Origin of the sequence: Cytobacillus gottheilii, from assembly GCF_900166665.1 — a bacterium.
Classification (GTDB): Bacteria; Bacillota; Bacilli; order Bacillales; family Cytobacillaceae; genus Cytobacillus; species Cytobacillus gottheilii_A.
This window is the reverse complement of the sequence record NZ_LT800494.1, coordinates 2926128-2943830: the sequence shown is the minus strand read 5'-3', so window position 1 is coordinate 2943830 and position 17703 is coordinate 2926128. Positions and strand designations below refer to the sequence as shown.

Below are 17703 nucleotides of genomic sequence, written 5' to 3'. Positions count from 1 at the left end.
GCAGAGAGCCGGGAAGAGGTGGGATCCTGGTATAAGCTGAGACTTAGAAAATCACCCTTGAGTTCCTTGCTGAACGCTTTTAGCTGCTAGGCGGGACGGTTCATTCGCGTTATGAATGCTAATTGAGCGGATAGAGGCTGTTTCTCTGTCTACAAGGGTGGTACCGCGGGAATTAAAACCTTCTCGTCCCTTTATGGGATGAAAAGGTTTTTTTGCGTTTCAGCGGATTTTTACCCGAAAAAAAGGTTATGATGGTCGATAGAGATGACAGGAGGAAACAGGAATGGAATTCAAAGATACACTATTAATGCCACAAACAGAATTTCCGATGCGCGGCAACTTGCCAAAACGCGAACCAGAAGTACAGGATAAATGGTCAGACATGAGCATTTATGAAAAGGTCCAGGAGCGGACAAAAGATCGTCCAATGTTTGTTCTTCACGATGGACCTCCATATGCAAACGGAGATATTCATATTGGTCACGCCTTAAATAAAATCCTAAAAGATTTTATTGTTCGATTTAAATCAATGAACGGGTTTCATGCACCATATGTGCCAGGCTGGGATACACATGGCCTTCCAATTGAACAGGCGCTTACAAACAAAGGTGTAAAACGTAAGGAAATGACGGTTGCTGAATTCCGTAAGCTTTGTGAAGAATATGCGTATGAGCAAATCGACAGCCAGCGTGAGCAATTTAAACGACTGGGTGTTAGAGGTGATTGGGAAAATCCATATATCACACTAAAACCAGCATACGAAGCGCAGCAAATTAAAGTTTTTGGGGATATGGCGAAAAAAGGCTATATTTATAAAGGCAAAAAGCCAGTTTATTGGTCTCCTTCCTCAGAATCTGCACTTGCTGAAGCAGAAATTGAATATAAAGATAAGCGTTCTCCGTCCATTTATGTGGCTTTCCCTGTAAAGGATGGCAAAAATGTTCTTGATGCTGATACGAAAATCATCATCTGGACAACAACGCCATGGACGATTCCAGCAAACTTAGGGATCTCAGTGCATCCAACATTAAATTATATTGTTGTGGAAGCAAATGAAGAGAAGTTTGTTATTGCAGAAGACCTTCTTTCAGCTGTTGCAAGTGAGCTTGAATGGGAACAGCATAAGGTTGTTAAAACATTTAAAGGCGCGGAGATGGAAAACATCTTAGCGGAGCATCCTTTATACGGCCGTGATTCACTCGTAATGCTTGGTGAACACGTTACGACTGATGCTGGAACGGGCTGTGTTCATACAGCACCAGGACATGGGGAAGACGACTTTTATGTCGGCAGCAAGTATGGCCTTGAAGTATTATGTCCAGTTGATGATAAAGGAAATATGACAGATGAAGCACCAGGTTTTGAAGGCTTATTTTATGATCAGGCCAACAAGCCAATTACTGAGAAACTGCAGGAAGCTGGCGCGTTACTGAAGATCTCCTTCATTACTCACTCCTATCCGCATGATTGGAGAACGAAAAAGCCAGTTATTTTCCGTGCAACAGCACAATGGTTTGCATCGATTAAAGATTTTAGAAGTGAATTGCTTCAAGCGATTAATGATACTCAGTTTGTTCCAGCTTGGGGAGAAACTCGTTTGTATAACATGGTCCGCGACCGAGGTGATTGGTGTATTTCCCGTCAGCGTGCATGGGGTGTGCCAATTCCAGTCTTTTATGCGGAAAATGGCGAAGAGATCATTACAGACGAAACCATTGACCATGTATCAGCATTATTTAGAGAGCATGGCTCAAATATTTGGTTCGAGAAAGAAGCAAAAGAACTGCTTCCGGAAGGATTTACACATCCAGGAAGTCCGAATGGGCAATTTACGAAAGAAACAGATATTATGGATGTTTGGTTTGACTCGGGCTCTTCCCATCAGGCGGTTCTGCTTGAAAGAGAAGACCTGCAAAGACCAGCAGACCTTTATTTAGAAGGATCTGACCAATATCGCGGCTGGTTTAACTCTTCATTATCAACGGCTGTTGCTGTAACAGGCAAAGCACCATATAAAGGTGTATTAAGCCATGGGTTTGTACTGGATGGAGAAGGCAGAAAGATGAGTAAGTCTGTAGGAAATGTTGTTGTGCCTGCTAAAGTAATGAATCAGTTAGGTGCTGACATCTTGCGTTTATGGGTAGCATCAGTTGACTATCAGGCAGATGTTCGCGTTTCTGATCCTATTCTTAAGCAAGTGGCAGAAGTATATCGGAAAATCCGTAATACGTTCCGCTTCTTACTTGGAAATCTAGCTGATTTTGATCCGGCAAAAGATAAAGTAGCATATGAAAACCTGCGTGAAGTAGATCAGTTTATGCTTGTGAAGCTGAATAAGCTGATTAAACATTCAGTAGCTGCTTATGATCGCTATGAATTTGCTTCCATCTACCATAGCATCAATAATTTCTGTACGTTAGATCTAAGTGCATTCTATCTTGATTTTGCTAAAGATGTTCTGTACATTGAGGCAAAAGATCATGAGGACCGCCGTGCGATTCAAACGGTACTTTATGAAAGCTTAATTGCTTTAACGAAGCTTACTGCGCCAATTTTATCGCACACAGCTGATGAAGTGTGGGGCTTTATTCCAAATGTTCAGGAAGAAAGTGTGCAGTTAACAGACATGCCAGAATATGTTGATCTTCCAAATGCAGAAGTACTGGAGAAAAAATGGACGTCATTTATGAAGCTGCGCGACGACGTATTAAAAGCGCTAGAAGAAGCTCGTAATGCAAAAGTAATTGGAAAATCATTAACAGCAAAAATTGCGTTATATGTAAATGATGAAGTAAAAGCATTGCTTGATACCATCAGCGAAAATCTGCCGCAGCTATTTATTGTTTCCGGATTTGAAATTGCCGGCACATACGAAGAAGCGCCTGAAAATGCTGTTAAATTTGAGAACACAGCTATCGTGGTCTCAAAAGCAGAAGGTGAAACATGTGAACGCTGCTGGACAGTCACTCCAGAGGTTGGCCAAAGCGAAGAATACCCAACTCTCTGCCCACGCTGTGCAGATGTTGTGAAAAACAACTATAGCCATTTAGCATAAATTTAACTAAACAGGGGCTGGAGCTTAGCCTTGCATTGTATCCGGATGATTAGGAAATAACACTTTCTAATCATTCGGATTTTTTTATTGTTTAAAATATTGGCTGTAAACTTATGTTTTTACTTAGACACTGCGAGTAGTCACTTTCTTGTGAGGCGGGTGCTGAGCAAGAGCGCGAGTCTTAAATCAAGGCATAGTGTAAAATTACCTTTTTCCAGCAACATCGGAATTACACAACCTCATAAATAAACGGAAGAATTCCGCTTAAATCACAAAATCACCGAAAATGTGCTGAAATAGACGGAAAAATTCCGACTAACTACCCGAAAAGCATGAAAATGGGTGATTTTTTTCAATATAGTCGGAAAAACTCCGCTTATTTTGCTCAAAAATAGTTCAATTTTGAAAATAAGGGTAAAATCTCCGCTTATTTCACTGATTCCTCCTATGCAGGGCAGGAAGGGAAATCAGATAAGTCCACAGCTTTTTTTCATTCCTGAGTTGAAAACTACAGAGGTGAAAAACATTATCTTTATTAATTTTATGGACTGAATTTTTTTATAAGAATTTTGTCAACAGCTACACTTGTTGATTGAAACGGAAGGGTGCGAGACTCCTGCGGGAGAAGTGAGAAAGTTGAGACCCCGCAGGTGCTATAGCGCCGAGGAGGCTCAACTCTCACCCGCGGAAAGCGAGCACTCTGAAGTGGAAATCATTTTAACCCTTACTTTAATGAATGTATGCATTCATATTATCTGTTGATTATTACCACCTCCGTCAAATGTTGTTCCTTATGTTAAATGTTTTCCCGTGTCATGCTCGAGCATGCGGAAAATAATATAAGAAACAAAATGAACGGAGGAAAAGATATGGATGCAAACATTAACGATCTTTATTCAGAACTCCGTAACACGAGACAAGAACTTTTAGAAAGGCTAATGAATGGTACCAGTAATCCGCTAATTAAACCTATCCTTCTTGAAGAATTGCACGATGTTGAAAGAACAATTGGAAAACTTGAACAAGGCAATTATGGCATGTGCGAGCTTTCGGGAGAACTTCTGCCAACAGAACTGCTAAAAGAAATTCCAACTCTCAAGTCAAAAGACGATTACACAAGCCTGGGGAAATTTTACCGAAAAGCACTCTTTTAAAGAATGCTTACTGTTGCTTTCAGACTGTTTATGCTAAAATGCTAAGGTAACGATATGAATTGTGGAGGTTGCCTTTGTGTTTTATTACATAATTACAGTATTTGTCATTGCGCTTGATCAGCTGACAAAATGGCTGATTGTCAAAAATTTTGAGCTTGGTGAAAGCGTTGAAATTATTGAAGATTTTCTGTATATAACATCCCATCGCAATCCTGGTGCTGCTTGGGGCATACTGGAAGGGCAAATGTGGTTTTTCTATATCATAACCGTTATTGTCATCATTGGAATTGTTTATTACATGCAAAAAGCGGCAAAAGGAAACCATCTGTTGGGTGTATCTTTAGCATTAATGCTTGGTGGAGCGATAGGAAATTTTATTGATCGGGTTTTACATCAGGAAGTTGTAGACTTTATTAATACGTATATCTTTTCTTATGATTTCCCTATTTTTAATGTAGCTGATGCCGCATTATGTATTGGTGTTGGAATGTTAATGCTGCAAATGATCTTAGAGGAAATAGCAGCTAAGAAGGAGAAAAAAGATGGAAAAAGTGGAACACATCGTTCTTGAGGAACAAGTAGGAGAAAGAATTGATAAGGTTCTTTCAAGTGTAAATGAAGAATGGTCCCGAACACAAGTACAGCAGTGGATTAAAGAGAATTTGGTGCTTGTTAACGGGAAAACCATAAAAACGAACTATAAATGCAGTCTGAACGATCAAATTGAAATTTCTTTACCTGATCCTGAAGAGCTTGATATTGAAGCAGAGCCAATGGATTTGGAAATTTATTTTGAAGATTCGGATGTTCTTGTCGTGAATAAACCAAAAGGGATGGTTGTACATCCGGCAGCGGGACACCAAACGGGAACGCTTGTAAATGGATTAATGGCGCATTGTACAGACCTTTCTGGTATTAATGGTGTAATGCGACCGGGTATTGTCCACCGAATTGATAAAGATACTTCTGGTCTTTTGATGGTTGCTAAAAATGACATGGCTCATGAAAGTCTTGTCAATCAGCTTGTTGAAAAAACGGTTACCCGTAAATACAAAGCGGTTGTGCATGGTTTGATTCCCCATGACTATGGGACAATTGATGCCCCAATTGCACGGGATCCTAAAGATCGTCAAAGTATGGCAGTAGTAGATGAAGGCAAGCATGCTGTCACTCATTTCCGGGTACTCGAACGTTTTGAGAACTTCACACTCGTGGAATGTCAGCTCGAAACAGGAAGAACACATCAAATTCGTGTTCATATGAAATATATTGGCTACCCGCTTGCTGGCGATCCGAAATATGGTCCAAGGAAAACAATTGATTTTAATGGACAAGTTCTGCATGCAGGAGTATTAGGCTTTGATCATCCCCGCACTGGTGAGTATATCGAGTTTGAAGCACCAATTCCAGCTGATTATGCTGAACTGCTTGATTCATTAAGAAATAACCGTTGACAAAATTCGATAACTGCTATATGATAAACACAGTTGAATAAGTCCTTTAAGACAGTCCCGTGAGGCTGAGAAGGAGTCGGATTAGAACCATACATGCTCAGTTTCTGTGTGTGTGAATTCTGCAAATCTACCCTCTCGCCGCATTGTGAGAGGGTTTTTTGTTTGGACAAAGATAAGACAAGACGAGGTGAATAGAATGCCGCAGAAGGCAATTGTCTTAGATGAACAAGCGATCCGCAGAGCATTAACGAGGATTGCTCATGAAATTATTGAGAAAAATAAAGGAATCGAAGGCTGCATATTAATCGGGATTAAAACTCGAGGAATTTACTTAGCTAACCGGCTGGCTAAAAGAATAGAAGAAATCGAAGGCGCAAAAATTACAGTTGGTGAACTAGATATCACGTTATATCGAGATGACTTAACAAAAAAGACACCAAACGAAGAGCCGCTTATAAAAGGCTCAAGTATCCCAATTGATATAAAAGATCAAAAGGTTATTCTTATAGACGATGTTTTATACACAGGCAGAACAGTGAGAGCTGCATTAGATGCACTAATTGACCTAGGCAGACCATCTTCCATTCAGCTGGCAGTGCTAGTTGACCGCGGTCATCGCGAGCTGCCGATCAGAGCTGACTTTGTTGGCAAGAATATCCCGACATCGAGCTTGGAGAAAATTGTCGTCGAACTAAAAGAAGTCGACGAAAGTGATCAAGTCAGCATATACGAAAACAATCATTAAAAATTTCATACCCTTTTTAAAAGCAGTCCCGTGAGGCTGACAAAGGGGAACCGGCAAGAGAATTGTCTTTCTTTTGCTGTGCTCTTATACCCTCTTTGCAGCCTAACGCAAAGAGGGTTTTTTACTTAAATGAATGTAAAGGGAGAGAGCCTTATGAGAAATCCAGTTCTAGATATTAAAGATAAACCATCACCATTTCAATGGCTTACACTTAGCTTACAGCACTTATTCGCCATGTTTGGTGCAACCGTACTTGTACCCATTTTAGTTGACTTAAGCCCAGCAATGGCCCTTATTTCAAGCGGTATAGGGACGCTTGCTTTCCTCTTAATCACTAAGTTTCAAGTACCAGCCTATCTTGGCTCGTCTTTCGCCTTCATCATTCCTTTAACCACGGCTCATGAGATTGGCGGACCTGGCGCAGCGATGATCGGATCCTTCATAGCTGGTCTCGTATACGGCATAGTGGCTTTAATCATTAAAAAAGCAGGCTTCCGCTGGATTATGAATATTTTACCGCCAGTTGTTGTTGGTCCGGTGATTATCGTAATTGGTTTGGCTCTAGCAGGTACAGCAGTTGGCATGGCCATGAATAACCCTGCATCAGGAGAATACAGTCTGCTTCACTTCTCAGCAGCGATTGTAACACTTGCAGCAACAATTTTGTTTTCAATCTTCGGCAAAGGCATGTTTGGAATGGTATCCATCCTTTTAGGAATCATCGTCGGATATCTATACTCAGTGATAATCGGCATTGTTGACTTCACAGGAGTAAGAGAAGCAGCATGGATTGAAATGCCAGATTTTATTTTCCCGATTGTGCATTATGATATCAGCATTACTTCGACATTAATATTCCTGATGGCTCCAGTAGCAATTGTGACAATTTCAGAGCATATCGGACATCAGCTTGTCCTTGGTAAGGTTGTAGGCAAGAACTATATTAAAGATCCTGGCTTACACCGCTCCATTTTAGGAGACGGAACAGCTACAATGATTTCCGCTCTAATTGGCGGACCGCCGAAAACGACGTATGGAGAAAACATTGGTGTGCTGGCGATTACAAAGGTTTACAGCGTATATGTTTTGGCTGGAGCAGCGGTATTCGCAATCCTATTCGGCTTCATTGGAAAAATAACTGCATTAATTTCATCCATTCCTTCTCCAGTAATGGGAGGCGTATCGATTCTGCTGTTCGGAATTATCGCTTCATCTGGTTTAAGACTGCTAGTTGACAGCAAAGTTGACTTTGGCAATAACCGCAACCTTGTCATCTCATCTGTCATCTTAGTTATAGGAATTGGCGGAGCACATATCGCCATTGGAAACTTTGAACTTGAAGGAATGGCACTTGCAGCAATCAGCGGTGTGTTATTAAACCTGATCCTTCCAGGCAGAGAGAAAATGGCGGATTTAGATGAAAACGAATCTCACAATGATGATGTGGCATAACGCCTTTTAAGAAAAGTCCAGAGAGGCTTACAAGGGTGTTGAAGCACATTAGGTATATCAGGGGAAGTATACCCGTATGCCTAAAACCTTCAACTCTTCAGCACCCTGACCAAAAATGTCAGGGTGCTTATTTTTATATCAAGAGGAACAGGAAGGGGTTATACCCATGGAAAATCATTTACTGACCATGACGGAACTTTCAAATCATGAGATCGAAATCATTTTAGCTGACGCCCAGCATTTTATTGAAGGGGGAACATGGACACCTGCCAATAAAACCTTTGTGGCAAATTTGTTTTTTGAAAACAGCACAAGAACAAAATGCAGTTTTGAAGTAGCAGAACGCAGGCTAGGCCTTGATATCATACCTTTTGAAGTAAGCACTTCGAGTGTGTCAAAAGGTGAGTCACTATATGACACCGTGAAAACCTTAGAAGCGATCGGCGTCAATGCCGTCGTCATCCGGCATCAGGAAGATCGCTATTTTGATCAATTAACTGGTAAAACGGATGTAGCGATTTTAAATGGCGGTGACGGCTGCGGGCATCATCCTACACAATCATTGCTGGATCTCTTGACGATTAAGCAGGAATTCGGTGGATTTGCTGGTCTAAAGGTAGCAATCATCGGTGATATCCGTCATAGCCGGGTGGCAAGATCAAATGCAGAAAGTTTGACTAGATTAGGTGCAGAAGTGGTTTTTTCCGGACCGGAGTTTTGGTTTGATGAAGAGATGATGAAAGAATGCAGCTACGAAAATATTGATGAGGCAATCACAACGGCAGATGTAGTCATGCTGCTGAGAATTCAGCACGAACGACATGCTGATCAGTCAGGGATGACAGCAGAAGATTATCACCATTCATATGGATTGACGGTTGAGCGCGAGAAGCGCATGAAAAAAGGAAGCATCATTATGCATCCCGCACCAGTCAATCGCGACGTTGAGATTGCAGATTCTTTAGTAGAATGTGAACGCTCAAGAATTTTTAAGCAAATGAAAAATGGTGTATACATCCGAATGGCTGTTTTAAAAAGATCAATTGAAAATGGGAAAGGGAGTGCAAACTATGTCAATTCTAATCAAACATGCACAGTTGCTAACTAAAGAAGGGGAGCTTCAGCAGTCAGATGTGCTGATCAGAGATGGAAAGATTGCCGAAATCGCAAAAGAGATTAAGAGCGAAGCCGAGCAAAATATTGATGCAAGCGGTCTAGTCCTATCCCCAGGTTTTATTGATTTGCATATCCACTTGCGCGAGCCTGGCGGTGAGCATAAAGAAACGATTGAAACAGGAACAAACGCTGCTGCTAGAGGCGGTTTTACAACTGTAGCAGCTATGCCAAATACGCGTCCGGTGCCAGACAGCAAGGAACAAATGGAATGGATGCAGAAAAGAATTGCTGAAAGTGCTGCCGTAAAAGTGCTCCCGTATGCATCTATAACAATAAGAGAAGCCGGAAAGGAATTAACTGATTTCCAAGCATTGAAGGAAGCTGGAGCATTTGCTTTTACAGATGATGGTGTTGGTGTTCAATCTGCCGGAATGATGTTAGAAGCAATGAAAAAGGCAGCTGCAGTCAACATGGCGATTGTGGCTCATTGCGAAGAAAATACCTTAATTAATAAAGGATCTGTCCACGAAGGAACTTTTTCAGAGAAAAATGGATTAAATGGCATTCCTTCTGTGTGTGAATCTGTACATATTGCAAGAGACGTTCTGCTCGCTGAAGCAGCAGACTGTCATTATCATGTTTGTCATATCAGTACAAAAGAGTCTGTCCGAGTAGTCAGAGATGCAAAGCGGGCAGGCATTAAAGTAACAGCGGAGGTAACTCCTCATCATCTTCTTCTGTGTGATGAAGATATTCCTTCACTGGATACAAATTATAAAATGAATCCGCCGCTGAGGGGAACAGAAGACCGTCAGGCACTTATTGAAGGGCTTTTGGACGGCACGATTGATTTTATCGCAACAGACCATGCCCCGCATTCAAGTGAAGAAAAGGCGGAATCCATGCAGCTGGCTCCATTCGGAATTGTTGGCTTAGAAACAGCGTTCCCGCTTCTATATACACACTTAGTTCAAAAAGGAATTCTATCCTTACAGCAGCTGATAGATTTTCTAACGAAAAAACCAGCTGAAACCTTTGGGTTAGCATCAGGAACGATAGAAGTAGGAGCAGCAGCAGATCTAGTATTGCTGGATTTAGAACAAAGAGAAGAGATCGACCTTGAAACCTTTTTATCAAAAGGAAGAAACACACCATTTGCAGGCTGGGAATGCACAGGCTATCCAGCGATGACGATTTCAGAAGGAAAAATTGTATGGGAAAGAGAGCGTGTGACATCATGAAAAGACAACTAATCTTAGAGGATGGAACGATTTTTATCGGAGAAGGCTTTGGCGGAGAACGAATGCTTAGCGGAGAGGTTGTTTTTAATACTGGAATGACAGGCTATCAGGAAATACTCTCGGACCCATCTTACTGTGGCCAGATTGTAACCTTAACATATCCTTTAATCGGAAACTATGGCATTAACCGCGATGATTTTGAAAGCATTAACCCTGCAATCAACGGGTTAATCGTCAAGGAAGCAGCTGACTTCCCATCCAACTGGCGGAATGAACGCTCATTGGACGATTTTCTAAAGCTGCGCAATATCCCTGGCATTTCAGGAATTGATACGAGAAAACTGACAAGAATCATCCGCAAATACGGCACATTAAAAGGAATTATCTGCAGAATAGAAGAAAATCCAGAAGATGTGATCGAAAAGCTCCGCTCCACTTCACTAAGAACAGACCAAGTGAAGCAGGTTTCTACCAAAACAGCTTATCCAAGTCCTGGCCGCGGCAGACGAGTTGTGCTGGTTGATTACGGAATGAAGCACGGCATTTTGCGTGAATTGAACAACAGAGGCTGTGACGTGATTGTTGTTCCGTATCATACTACAGCCGAGGAAATCTTAAATCTTAGCCCTGATGGTGTCATGCTTTCTAACGGACCTGGAGATCCAAAGGATGTTCCGGAAGCAATTAGTATGATCCAGGGTTTGCTTGGCAAGGTTCCATTGTTTGGCATCTGTCTTGGACATCAATTATTTGCCCTTTCCTGTGGAGCGAATACTGAGAAAATGAAGTTCGGACACCGCGGATCCAATCATCCGGTAAAAGATTTAGCGACAGGCAAGGTGGCACTGACTTCGCAAAACCACGGTTATACAGTGAACGAGACCTCTTTAGAGGATACAAGATTAGAAGTTACACATATTGCCTTAAATGACAGTACGATTGAAGGGTTAAAACATAAAGATTATCCGGCATTCACGGTCCAGTACCATCCAGAAGCTTCGCCAGGACCAGAGGATGCAAATGGACTTTTTGAACAATTTCTAGCAATGATTGAATCTGACAAATTGGAAGGTGTAAACAAATGACAAAGCGTACAGATATAAAAAGCATTCTCGTCATCGGATCAGGCCCGATCGTAATCGGCCAGGCTGCAGAATTTGATTATGCAGGAACACAAGCATGTATTGCCTTAAAAGAAGAAGGCTACAAAGTTATTCTAGTAAACTCCAATCCTGCTACAATCATGACAGACACAGAAATAGCAGATGCCGTTTATATCGAACCGCTTACGCTTGAATTTGTAAGCCGAATTATCCGCAAAGAAAGACCAGATGCACTTGTGCCGACTTTAGGCGGACAGACAGGACTCAATTTAGCAGTCGAATTATCGAAATCCGGGGTGCTGGAAGAGTGCGGCGTTGAAATTCTCGGCACAAAGCTTACAGCAATTGAAAAAGCAGAGGACCGTGACCTTTTCAGAAACTTAATGCATGAACTGGGAGAGCCTGTCCCAGAGAGCGACATTATTCACAATCTCGAAGAAGCTTATACATTTGTCGAGCGTGTCGGGTACCCTGTTATTGTCCGCCCAGCCTATACATTAGGCGGCACTGGCGGCGGAATTTGCCAGGATGAAGAAGAACTGATTGAAATTGTTACAAGCGGTTTAAAAAATAGTCCTGTCACACAGTGTTTGCTTGAAAAAAGCATTGCTGGCTACAAGGAAATTGAATATGAAGTAATGCGCGACTCAAATGATAATGCAATTGTCGTATGTAATATGGAAAACATTGATCCAGTCGGTGTTCATACGGGCGACTCAATCGTTGTTGCACCGAGCCAAACTTTAAGTGACAGAGAATATCAGCTCCTGCGCAATACGTCTTTAAAAATCATTCGTGCACTTGAGATTGAAGGAGGCTGTAATGTGCAGCTTGCCCTAGATCCTTACAGCTTCAATTATTACATCATTGAAGTAAATCCAAGGGTAAGCCGTTCATCGGCACTTGCTTCAAAAGCTACAGGCTATCCAATTGCAAAGCTTGCTGCAAAAATTGCTGTTGGACTGACACTGGATGAAATGATGAATCCTGTTACAGGAAAAACATATGCAAGCTTTGAGCCAGCATTGGATTATGTGGTTTCAAAAATTCCGCGCTGGCCATTTGATAAATTTGAATCGGCCAACCGCACACTGGGAACGCAAATGAAGGCAACGGGAGAGGTTATGGCCATCGGGCGCACGTTTGAGGAATCCCTGCTTAAAGCGATTCGCTCATTAGAGGCAAATGTATTCCATCTTGCCTTAAATGATGCAGATAGCATTGATGATGCCCTTTTAGAAAAACGGATTAGAAAAGCTGGTGATGAGCGTTTATTTTATATCGGAGAAGCATTAAAACGCGGAATCACAATTGAAACCATTCATGAGTGGTGTGAAATTGATCTGTTCTTCCTGCATAAATTTTCAAAAATCATTGCTTTTGAACAACAAGTAAAGGATCATCCATTCCAGTATGATACTGCGAAAAAAGCGAAGGAAATGGGCTTTGCCGATTCAGTGATCGCGAAGCTGTGGAATAGCACGGAACTGGATGTTTACGAGTGGAGAAAAGAACAGGATTTAATGCCGGTATACAAAATGGTTGATACATGTGCTGCTGAATTCGAATCAGAAACTCCATATTACTACGGCACATATGAAGAAGAGAACGAATCGATTGTAACAGAGAAAAAGAGTGTCATTGTCTTAGGATCTGGTCCAATCCGCATCGGGCAGGGAATCGAGTTTGATTATTCAACCGTTCATGCTGTATGGGCGATTAAACAAGCTGGCTACGAAGCGATTATCATCAACAACAACCCAGAAACGGTTTCAACTGATTTCAGTATTTCAGATAAGCTATATTTTGAGCCATTGACGATTGAAGATGTCATGCACATTATCGATCTTGAACAGCCTGAAGGTGTAGTTGTTCAATTCGGCGGTCAGACAGCCATTAACCTTGCTGATCAATTAGTGGCAAGAGGCGTGAAAATCTTAGGTACAACTCTTGAAAATATGGATCGTGCAGAGAACCGCGACAAGTTCGAACAAGCCTTAACAGAGCTGCAAATTCCGCAGCCAAAAGGAAAAACAGCAAAGTCGGTTGAGCAAGCGGTTCTGATCGCTTCTGAAATTGGCTATCCAGTGCTTGTAAGACCATCGTATGTACTGGGCGGAAGAGCAATGGAGATCGTTTATAAAGAAGAAGAATTATTGCACTACATGAAAAACGCGGTAAAAGTAAATCCCGAGCATCCTGTGTTAATCGACCGCTACTTAACAGGCAAAGAAATCGAAGTGGATGCGATTTGTGATGGTGAAACAGTAGTAATCCCTGGAATTATGGAGCATATCGAAAGAGCCGGTGTGCACTCAGGCGACTCCATTGCTGTGTACCCGCCGCAAAATATCTCTGCAGCTGTAAAAGAAAAGCTAATCACTTATACAGAAAAGCTTGCAAAGGGATTAGGCATTGTTGGACTGTTAAACATTCAATATGTTGTCGCAAAAGAAGAGGTCTATGTGCTTGAAGTCAATCCGCGTTCAAGCCGCACCGTTCCATTCTTAAGCAAAATAACAAATGTGCCAATGGCCAATCTAGCAACAAAAGTCATTCTGGGAGAATCATTAAAAGAACTAGGCTATTCAACTGGACTTGTACCAGAACGTTCAGGTGTATATGTAAAGGTTCCAGTCTTCTCTTTTGCTAAATTAAGACGTGTAGACATTACACTTGGACCTGAAATGAAATCAACCGGAGAGGTAATGGGTAAGGATACAACACTTGAAAAAGCATTGTATAAAGGCCTTGTTGCTTCCGGTATGAACATTCATAAGTTTGGCACAGTGTTAATGACGGTTGCAGACAAAGATAAGGAAGAGGCACTGCAGCTTGCGAAAAGATTCGTTTCAATCGGGTATAGAATCATGGCGACAAGCGGAACGGCTGAAGTGTTAGAAGCAAACGGCATCCCTGTTGATGTAACAGACAAAATTGGTTCTGAAGGTCCAAACCTGCTCGATGCCATCCGGAATGGCGGAGCACAAATTGTCATTAACACGCTGACAAAAGGAAAGCAGCCACAGCGTGATGGCTTCCGAATCCGCCGCGAGTCAGTTGAAAATGGTGTACCATGCTTAACTTCTCTTGATACAGCTTCAGCGATTTTACAAGTAATTGAATCAATGAACTTTTCTGCAGAAGCAATGAGTCATCCGGAGGCAGGACAGGAGGCAGTGCTCGTATGATCAAGCAGGAGCTATGTAAGGTTGTCAGCCAATCTCAAATAGCAAAGGATATTTATGAGCTCACCCTTAGTGGTGAGCTTGTCCGCGAAATGAACGAACCTGGTCAATTTGTTCATTTGAAAACAGGCGGAGAATTCGGCCCACTGTTAAGAAGACCGATCAGTATTTCAAGCATCAGCAAGGACACCAGTGAATTTACAATGATCTACCGTGCAGAAGGCAAAGGAACAAAGCTTTTATCTGAAAGTAGTGCAGGAGATTTTGTAGATGTACTGGGACCACTAGGCAATGGTTTTCCAGTAGAAGCGAGTGAGCAAGGAGATACTGTTCTGCTGGTTGGCGGCGGTATTGGTGTTCCTCCGCTTTATGAGCTTTCAAAGCGTCTTACAGCTGCCGGCTTCACTGTCACACATATTTTAGGCTTCCAAACTAAAGAAGCAGTTTTTTATGAAGAGTATTTTAAGAGTTTAGGTGAAACCTATATTGCAACGGCAGATGGAAGCTATGGAACAGCCGGATTTGTTACAGATGTTATAGCAAACGAGGATGTACATTTTGATATCCTATACGCTTGCGGACCAACTCCGATGCTAAGAGCTTTGGAAGCTTCTTATGGAAAGAATAAAAAGGTTTACTTATCACTTGAGGAGCGGATGGGCTGCGGCATTGGTGCGTGCTTTGCTTGCGTTTGCCATACAGCAGATGATCCAACTGGCTACACATATAAAAAAGTCTGCAGTGACGGTCCCGTTTTTAAAGCAGGGGAGGTTGTTTTATGAAGTCATTAGAAATCAGCTTGCCAGGTCTTTCCTTGAAAAATCCGATCATGCCTGCATCCGGCTGCTTTGGTTTTGGCAGAGAATACAGCGGGTTATTTGATTTAACTCAGCTTGGTGCGATCATGATCAAAGCAACAACCCTTGAACCGCGTTTTGGCAATCCAACTCCTCGTGTAGCAGAAACAACAGCAGGCATGCTCAACGCGATCGGACTGCAAAATCCGGGATTGGATAAAGTGCTGAATGAAGAACTGACTTGGCTTGAACAGTTTGATGTTCCGATTATTGCTAATGTTGCTGGTTCGCTGGAAGAGGATTATGTAGAAGTTGCAAAAGAAATATCGAAGGCGAAAAATGTGCATGCCCTCGAATTAAATATATCTTGTCCCAATGTGAAAACAGGCGGCATTGCCTTTGGTACGATCCCAGAGGTGGCAAAAAACTTAACAAAAAAGGTGAAGGAAGTTTCGGAAGTCCCTGTTTACGTCAAACTTTCCCCTAATGTGACGAACATTGTGGAGATGGCGAAAGCAGTTGAAAACGGCGGTGCTGACGGATTAACGATGATCAACACCTTATTAGGTATGCGTCTTGATCTGAAAACAGCTCAGCCGATTCTTGCCAATAAATCAGGAGGATTATCCGGTCCAGCTATTAAACCAGTTGCGATTCGAATGATTCATGAAGTAAGCCAGCATGTATCACTGCCAATCATCGGCATGGGTGGAGTACAGAGTGCTGAAGATGTGATTGAGTACTTTTATGCAGGTGCAAGTGCAGTAGCCGTTGGAACAGCCAACTTTGTCGATCCATTTGTATGTCCGAAGATCATTGAAGAACTTCCAGTATTGTTGCAGGAATTAGGATTTGATCATATTTCAGAATGTACAGGAAGGAGCTGGGGCAAACATGAAAAACTCGCTTATCATCGCGCTTGATTTTACAGGAAAAGAAGAAGTGAACAGATTTCTTTCAAAGTTCAACGATGAACAGCTTTTTTTAAAAGTAGGGATGGAGCTTTTTTATCAGGAAGGGCCGAGGATTGTTCAAGAATTAAAAGAAAAAGGTCACCAGGTTTTCCTGGATTTAAAGCTTCATGATATTCCGAACACAGTAGGCAAAGCGATGGAACGCCTTGCTCGTCTGCAGATCGATCTAGTGAATGTTCATGCTGCCGGCGGCAAGGAAATGATGGAGAGAGCACTTGCTGGTTTAGAGGCAGGTACGTTATCTAGCCAAAAACGTCCAAACTTAATTGGAGTTACCCAGCTGACAAGTACATCTGAAGAACAAATGCAAAAAGAGCAGCTTATTTCAGCCACCTTGAAAGAATCTGTCTTACAATATGCGAGCTTAACGAAAGAAGCAGGCTTAGATGGAGTCGTATGCTCGGCATTTGAATCAGAGGAAATTAAAAGGCTGCTCGGAAGTGGATTCTTAACCGTAACTCCTGGTATTCGAACGGCAGCTGATGAACAGGGTGATCAAAAAAGAATCGCTACTCCTGCATTTGCAAAAGAGGCTGGTGCATCAGCGATCGTTGTTGGCAGGTCGATCACGAACGATCCTAATCCGCTTGAAAAATATAAACAAATGAAATCACAATGGGAGGGCGTACTACAATGAAAAAAGAAATTGCGCAAAGCTTACTGGATATTGGGGCTGTTGCTCTAAGTCCAAACGATCCATTTACTTGGTCTTCTGGACTGCGCTCACCGATTTACTGTGATAACCGTTTAACATTGTCTTATCCAGCAGTACGCAAACAAATTGCAGCTGGCTTGAAACAAATCATTGAAGAACAATTCCCAGAAGCGGAATTAATCGCAGGCACAGCAACAGCAGGCATCCCGCACGCTGCCTGGGTAAGTGACCTGATGGATTTGCCAATGTGTTATGTGCGCTCAAAGGCAAAAGGACATGGAAAAGGCAAACAAATTGAAGGCAAAGCGACAGCTGGCCAAAAGGTCGTTGTGGTTGAAGACTTAATTTCAACTGCAGGCAGTGCAATTACGGCTGTCGAAGCACTGCGCGAAGAAGGACTAGAAGTACTTGGTGTTGCTGCAATCTTTACATATGGACTGACAGCTGGTACAGAAAAGCTGGGTGCTGCCGGCGTAACTGCCCATGCATTAAGTGATTTTGAAACACTAGCAGAATTGGCCGAGGCAAAAGGTCATATTGAAGAAAAAGATGTGAAAAGCCTGGCACAATGGAGAAAAGACCCGGAAGCTTGGGGGAAGACTGTTCGGTTATAAGAAAGTAAATGCTTGTTAAGTAGATTCGGTATCGTGGGAAATCTAAAAAGGCTTCATAAATAATATACGGTTTTTGCAGGGCGAATAACAAGGTGAAAACAATACAATTGTATACTAAAAGCTTGAGGGAAACTTAGCAGCCTCAAGCTTTTTCT

Annotated in this window: 14 protein-coding genes and 1 other annotated feature (1 of these 15 cut by a window edge); all 14 genes read left to right on the top strand. The window is 42.1% G+C overall.

Annotation, left to right across the window (positions count from 1 at the left end):
* Window positions 1-194, top strand: a binding site (T-box leader); it begins 65 nt to the left of the window's first position.
* An 89-nt stretch (window positions 195-283) separates the two neighbouring features.
* The 14 genes from ileS to pyrE all read left to right on the top strand — a co-directional run bounded on the left by ileS (window position 284) and on the right by pyrE (window position 17548).
* Window positions 284-3055 carry an isoleucine--tRNA ligase gene (gene ileS / locus B7E07_RS14465; protein ID WP_080846521.1) on the top strand — a complete coding sequence of 924 codons (2772 nt, stop codon included), beginning with the start codon at window positions 284-286 and terminating at the stop codon, window positions 3053-3055.
* 869 nt (window positions 3056-3924) lie between these two features.
* Complete coding sequence (locus tag B7E07_RS14455) at window positions 3925-4209, top strand: hypothetical protein (protein WP_080846519.1); 285 nt, start codon at window positions 3925-3927, stop codon at window positions 4207-4209.
* 76 nt (window positions 4210-4285) lie between these two features.
* Window positions 4286-4780 carry a signal peptidase II gene (lspA, locus tag B7E07_RS14450; protein WP_080846518.1) on the top strand — a complete coding sequence of 165 codons (495 nt, stop codon included), beginning with the start codon at window positions 4286-4288 and terminating at the stop codon, window positions 4778-4780.
* Entirely contained in the window at window positions 4752-5663 is a 912-nt protein-coding gene (locus B7E07_RS14445) for an RluA family pseudouridine synthase (protein ID WP_080846517.1), read from the top strand. Before lspA ends, B7E07_RS14445 begins: the two co-directional genes overlap by 29 nt.
* Before the next feature lie 196 nt (window positions 5664-5859).
* On the top strand, window positions 5860-6408 hold the full coding sequence (gene pyrR, locus B7E07_RS14440; protein ID WP_080846516.1) for a bifunctional pyr operon transcriptional regulator/uracil phosphoribosyltransferase PyrR: 549 nt from the start codon (window positions 5860-5862) through the stop codon (window positions 6406-6408).
* 153 nt (window positions 6409-6561) lie between these two features.
* Complete coding sequence (locus tag B7E07_RS14435; protein WP_066446800.1) at window positions 6562-7860, top strand: solute carrier family 23 protein; 1299 nt, start codon at window positions 6562-6564, stop codon at window positions 7858-7860.
* 166 nt (window positions 7861-8026) lie between these two features.
* Window positions 8027-8968, top strand: a complete 942-nt coding sequence (locus B7E07_RS14430) for an aspartate carbamoyltransferase catalytic subunit (RefSeq protein WP_080846515.1) — start codon at window positions 8027-8029, stop codon at window positions 8966-8968.
* Window positions 8931-10217: a dihydroorotase gene (locus B7E07_RS14425; protein WP_080846514.1), complete on the top strand. Its 1287-nt coding sequence runs from the start codon at window positions 8931-8933 to the stop codon at window positions 10215-10217. The genes B7E07_RS14430 and B7E07_RS14425 overlap by 38 nt, the downstream gene beginning before the upstream one ends.
* The gene (locus B7E07_RS14420) at window positions 10214-11302 is read left to right on the top strand and encodes a carbamoyl phosphate synthase small subunit (RefSeq protein WP_080849204.1); all 1089 of its coding nucleotides are present in this window, start codon (window positions 10214-10216) and stop codon (window positions 11300-11302) included. Before B7E07_RS14425 ends, B7E07_RS14420 begins: the two co-directional genes overlap by 4 nt.
* The gene (carB, locus tag B7E07_RS14415) at window positions 11299-14511 is read left to right on the top strand and encodes a carbamoyl-phosphate synthase large subunit (protein ID WP_066446794.1); all 3213 of its coding nucleotides are present in this window, start codon (window positions 11299-11301) and stop codon (window positions 14509-14511) included. The genes B7E07_RS14420 and carB overlap by 4 nt, the downstream gene beginning before the upstream one ends.
* Window positions 14508-15290 (top strand): dihydroorotate dehydrogenase electron transfer subunit, encoded by a 783-nt coding sequence (locus tag B7E07_RS14410; RefSeq protein WP_080846513.1) that lies wholly within the window; start codon window positions 14508-14510, stop codon window positions 15288-15290. Before carB ends, B7E07_RS14410 begins: the two co-directional genes overlap by 4 nt.
* Window positions 15287-16228, top strand: a complete 942-nt coding sequence (locus B7E07_RS14405) for a dihydroorotate dehydrogenase (RefSeq protein WP_080846512.1) — start codon at window positions 15287-15289, stop codon at window positions 16226-16228. Before B7E07_RS14410 ends, B7E07_RS14405 begins: the two co-directional genes overlap by 4 nt.
* Window positions 16200-16916: an orotidine-5'-phosphate decarboxylase gene (gene pyrF, locus B7E07_RS14400; protein WP_080846511.1), complete on the top strand. Its 717-nt coding sequence runs from the start codon at window positions 16200-16202 to the stop codon at window positions 16914-16916. The genes B7E07_RS14405 and pyrF overlap by 29 nt, the downstream gene beginning before the upstream one ends.
* Complete coding sequence (gene pyrE / locus B7E07_RS14395; protein WP_080846510.1) at window positions 16913-17548, top strand: orotate phosphoribosyltransferase; 636 nt, start codon at window positions 16913-16915, stop codon at window positions 17546-17548. Before pyrF ends, pyrE begins: the two co-directional genes overlap by 4 nt.
* Window positions 17549-17703: the final 155 nt, after the last annotated feature.

Coding starts and splice junctions, on each gene's coding strand:
- ileS (WP_080846521.1), top strand. CDS start 284: ATGGAATTCAAAGATACACTATTAATGCCACAAACAGAATTTCCGATG.
- B7E07_RS14455 (WP_080846519.1), top strand. CDS start 3,925: ATGGATGCAAACATTAACGATCTTTATTCAGAACTCCGTAACACGAGA.
- B7E07_RS14445 (WP_080846517.1), top strand. CDS start 4,752: ATGGAAAAAGTGGAACACATCGTTCTTGAGGAACAAGTAGGAGAAAGA.
- pyrR (WP_080846516.1), top strand. CDS start 5,860: ATGCCGCAGAAGGCAATTGTCTTAGATGAACAAGCGATCCGCAGAGCA.
- B7E07_RS14435 (WP_066446800.1), top strand. CDS start 6,562: ATGAGAAATCCAGTTCTAGATATTAAAGATAAACCATCACCATTTCAA.
- B7E07_RS14430 (WP_080846515.1), top strand. CDS start 8,027: ATGGAAAATCATTTACTGACCATGACGGAACTTTCAAATCATGAGATC.
- B7E07_RS14425 (WP_080846514.1), top strand. CDS start 8,931: ATGTCAATTCTAATCAAACATGCACAGTTGCTAACTAAAGAAGGGGAG.
- B7E07_RS14420 (WP_080849204.1), top strand. CDS start 10,214: ATGAAAAGACAACTAATCTTAGAGGATGGAACGATTTTTATCGGAGAA.
- carB (WP_066446794.1), top strand. CDS start 11,299: ATGACAAAGCGTACAGATATAAAAAGCATTCTCGTCATCGGATCAGGC.
- B7E07_RS14410 (WP_080846513.1), top strand. CDS start 14,508: ATGATCAAGCAGGAGCTATGTAAGGTTGTCAGCCAATCTCAAATAGCA.
- B7E07_RS14405 (WP_080846512.1), top strand. CDS start 15,287: ATGAAGTCATTAGAAATCAGCTTGCCAGGTCTTTCCTTGAAAAATCCG.
- pyrF (WP_080846511.1), top strand. CDS start 16,200: ATGAAAAACTCGCTTATCATCGCGCTTGATTTTACAGGAAAAGAAGAA.
- pyrE (WP_080846510.1), top strand. CDS start 16,913: ATGAAAAAAGAAATTGCGCAAAGCTTACTGGATATTGGGGCTGTTGCT.